This window comes from Aquiflexum sp. (assembly GCF_041751335.1).
Classification (GTDB): domain Bacteria; phylum Bacteroidota; class Bacteroidia; order Cytophagales; family Cyclobacteriaceae; genus Aquiflexum.
Genome location: NZ_JBGSXS010000363.1, coordinates 1 through 3,511 on the forward strand (window position 1 = coordinate 1; position 3,511 = coordinate 3,511).

A 3,511-nucleotide genomic window follows, 5' to 3' on the forward strand; every position below is an offset into this window, starting at 1 on the left:
CGACTGTCATGGTGAGGAATTTGAAAGATTGTATGAAAAATACGAAAGGGAAGGAAAAGCCAGGGAAACAATCAAAGCACAGGACCTTTGGTTTGAAATCCTTGAGTCCCAAATCGAGACAGGTACTCCTTACATGTTGTATAAAGATTCTGCCAATAAGAAATCCAACCAACAAAATCTTGGTACAATCAAGTCTTCAAATCTCTGCACCGAAATCATAGAATATACTGCTCCTGATGAAGTAGCCGTATGTAACTTGGCCTCGATTGCCCTGCCTAAATATGTGGTGACCGGCAGTGATGGGAAAAAATACTTTGACCATCAGAAATTATACGAAATCACCAAAGTGGCTACCCGCAACTTGAACAAGGTAATTGATGTCAATTTTTATCCTGTTGAGGAAGCAAGGAAATCCAACTTCCGTCACAGACCAATTGGCTTGGGCGTACAGGGTTTAGCAGATGCTTTTATCCTGCTCAGAATGCCATTTGACTCAGATGAGGCAAAAGGACTCAATGAGGATATTTTCGAGACCATCTACTATGCTGCCATGGAGACTTCAATGGAATTGGCCAAGGTAGAAGGCACTTATGAAACCTATGAAGGTTCGCCTGCATCCAAAGGAATATTCCAATTTGATATGTGGGGTGTCACTCCAAAATCCGGTAGATGGGCGTGGAATGAATTGAAAGAGAAGGTAAAGAAATTTGGCATTAGAAACTCGCTTTTGGTAGCGCCAATGCCTACTGCCTCTACCTCCCAAATTTTGGGGAACAACGAATGTTTTGAGCCATATACTTCTAACATCTATACCAGAAGAACTTTATCCGGAGAATTTATTGTGGTCAACAAGCACCTGATGAAAGATCTGATTCATTTGGGATTGTGGAATGATGTCATGAAAAACAGGTTGATCGCTGCAAATGGTTCTGTAAAAAATATCCCTGGTATTCCTCAACACATCAAAGATATCTATAAAACAGTTTGGGAAATCTCTCAAAAAATTGTCATAGATATGTCTGCTGATAGGGGTGCATATATCTGTCAGTCCCAAAGCATGAATGTCTTTATGCAGGATCCTAATTTTGGGAAACTTACTTCCATGCACTTCTATGCCTGGAAAAAAGGTCTCAAAACGGGCATGTACTACCTCAGGTCACAAGCAGCAACCGCAGCGATCCAGTTTACAGTGGACAAATCCGCTAGGGATGCAGAGAAAGCAGTCCAAGCAGCCCCTGCACTTGAAAAATCAAAAAACCAAGATGCCATAGCCTGTTCATTGGATAATCCAGATGATTGCGAAATGTGCGGAAGTTAAAAAATTATTTTAGAGTTCGTTTGATGGAAAAAAGCGCTTGGCAATGTCAGGCGCTTTTTTGTTATATTACTATTGATTTTAAAACCACACCCTTCATGGTACTTACAAATACTCAAATCCCTGATTCTTTGAAAATGCTCAAAGATGATACAAAAGCACTTTTTGGTAAAATGACTGCACAACATATGGTGGAGCATTTGACCATTACAATGAAGCTGTCCATAGGCAAAATCAAATATCCGCCCTTTAATCCCAGTGAAAGGGCACTCAATGCCAAGTTTAACCTGTTGTTCACAGAACTTGAAATGCCAATGGGTATGACACCGCCCAATGATACAGGGGAGCTTTACCCATTAAAATATCCTAGTTTGGAAAAAGCCAAAGAAGCATTGCTTCAGGCATGGGATGAATACATTGCCTATTTTGAAAAAAATGATGGTGCATCCGAGGTCCATCCTAGATTTGGGTACCTCAATAAGGATGAATGGAACAGATTTCATTTCAAACATTTTATGCACCATTTCAAGCAATTCGGGATTTGGGAAATTGATGCCAAAAATTGAAATGATCAGCTAAACCTAATCGTATAGGGGAATCTATCTTGTGTCTTGCGTCTTATGTCTAATATCTTTTAAAAAAAAAACACTACCGAACATTCCTTCTTTCCGAATTCTCCAAGAACTTTTCAAATTTCTCTTTGAATTCTTCATGTTTGTATTTTCCATCTACAGCCTCATCCTGCCCCATCTCTGCCTGGTTGACCAATTCAAAATAGGCTTGTGGATACTCATCTGAATACATTTTGGGCAACACATCCAATTTTGAAAGTCCCATATAAACAGTAAATAAAAGAAAGAGTGACATCAAGACAATGGATCTGTCTTTATTCTGAGCAATGACGGAAATGGAGGTTGCTTTCTCTGAACCGTAGTGTATTTGCTTTTTCCTAAAAGATATGGTTGCAAATATTAATAAAAATACAAAGGCAAGAATCCCAAAAACCTCGGAAAATACCGGTAAGAAAGGAATAACTGTCATGGATAAGATATACAGAATCAAACTTGCATAAAAACATAAAACCAACAAGGCCAAAGTCCTGTTTTTTGGTGTAATTTCCTTAAAAGACCTGACTGCTTTTACAGCATAAACTGCGATCAGTAAGCCCCCCGCCAAACCAAAAATTACCTCAACCAATTCAAAATGGATATAATACACCCTTAAGCCCAAAATTACCGCAATGGTAAACAATCCCATAAGTTCGCAAATAACCAAATAATCGATTTTCGATTTGTTCTTGAAAACATAAACCAATTGGGTCACAAACAAGAATCCAAATATAAATGCAACCATTCCCATAATCTTATAACCATAGCTGTTCTGTGCCATGGATGCAAAAGCCCCCATCACCAAGAGGACAAATAGAAGGTAGTAATATGTATTGTATTTCTTCATCAGTTTATTAAGAAATTAAAATAGGTTTCTGTCCATTCCAGAAAATTGTCCAATTCTTTCCAGCGGATATCACCTGACTGTATTTCCTTTCTTTTGGAAGCTTCCAGCAAAATCAAGCCCCTGCACTGCAAATCCTGCGACTCTGTCAGGTTATTAGGGATTGCCATCAATGCCCTGTAATAATTCCCTTCTCTTGCCAATCCCGATACCAATTGATACACGGCATCGAATTTACTTTGCTCAGGAATATCCCTCAATATTTCACGGGCAAGGTCATTGATCCTTTGACTGCCAATTGTGGATAATACATTGATGAAATAAGCTCTGCTATCCAATGCTTGAATTAGAATATTAAAATCAACATCTGCTATTTTCGAAGAAACTGAATCCAAAAATACGAATGCCTGGGGATCGGAATTGCTCTTATACGCTCTTTTTGCCATTGCTATATAGGGGAAGGCCTTTTCCGCCTCACTAGGAAATCTTTCAGCCAATTCAATGGATTCCTCAATCTTTCCATACTGCACCAAATTGGCTGCAAGCTGGGTCATCATGTTGAGGAAGAAATTTTTTTCTACATACTCATGTTTATTCGAGGACCTGGAAATGGCCTGTTGATCGAATTTTCGGTAAAATTCCATTCCTTTTACCGTATCCGCACGATCAAATGACCGATTGGCCAATACCAGATAAAACAGGTTTTTATCAACCTCATCACCACTGGGGTGGCTTTCCAAAAAA

The 3,511-nt window shown here is 39.0% G+C and carries 4 protein-coding genes; 2 read left to right on the forward strand and 2 right to left on the reverse strand.

Annotation, left to right across the window (positions count from 1 at the left end; all coding sequences use genetic code 11):
* Both ACEW8U_RS19765 and ACEW8U_RS19770 read left to right on the forward strand, forming a co-directional pair.
* Positions 1–1,318, forward strand: a 1,318-nt coding sequence (locus tag ACEW8U_RS19765; protein WP_373523784.1) for a ribonucleoside-diphosphate reductase subunit alpha, incomplete at its 5' end; no start/stop codon positions are given.
* Positions 1,319–1,413: 95 nt separating this feature from the next.
* A complete protein-coding gene (locus tag ACEW8U_RS19770) occupies positions 1,414–1,881 on the forward strand; it encodes a DUF1569 domain-containing protein (protein ID WP_373523785.1) in 468 nt (155 codons plus the stop codon).
* An 82-nt stretch (positions 1,882–1,963) separates the two neighbouring features.
* On the opposite strand, the gene ACEW8U_RS19775 is transcribed toward ACEW8U_RS19770, so the two are convergent.
* Positions 1,964–2,770, reverse strand: coding sequence for a hypothetical protein (locus ACEW8U_RS19775; RefSeq protein WP_373523786.1), 807 nt, complete (start codon positions 2,768–2,770; stop codon positions 1,964–1,966).
* A partial coding sequence (locus ACEW8U_RS19780; RefSeq protein WP_373523787.1) for a hypothetical protein occupies positions 2,770–3,511 on the reverse strand: 742 nt, incomplete at its 5' end. The genes ACEW8U_RS19775 and ACEW8U_RS19780, both read right to left, overlap by 1 nt.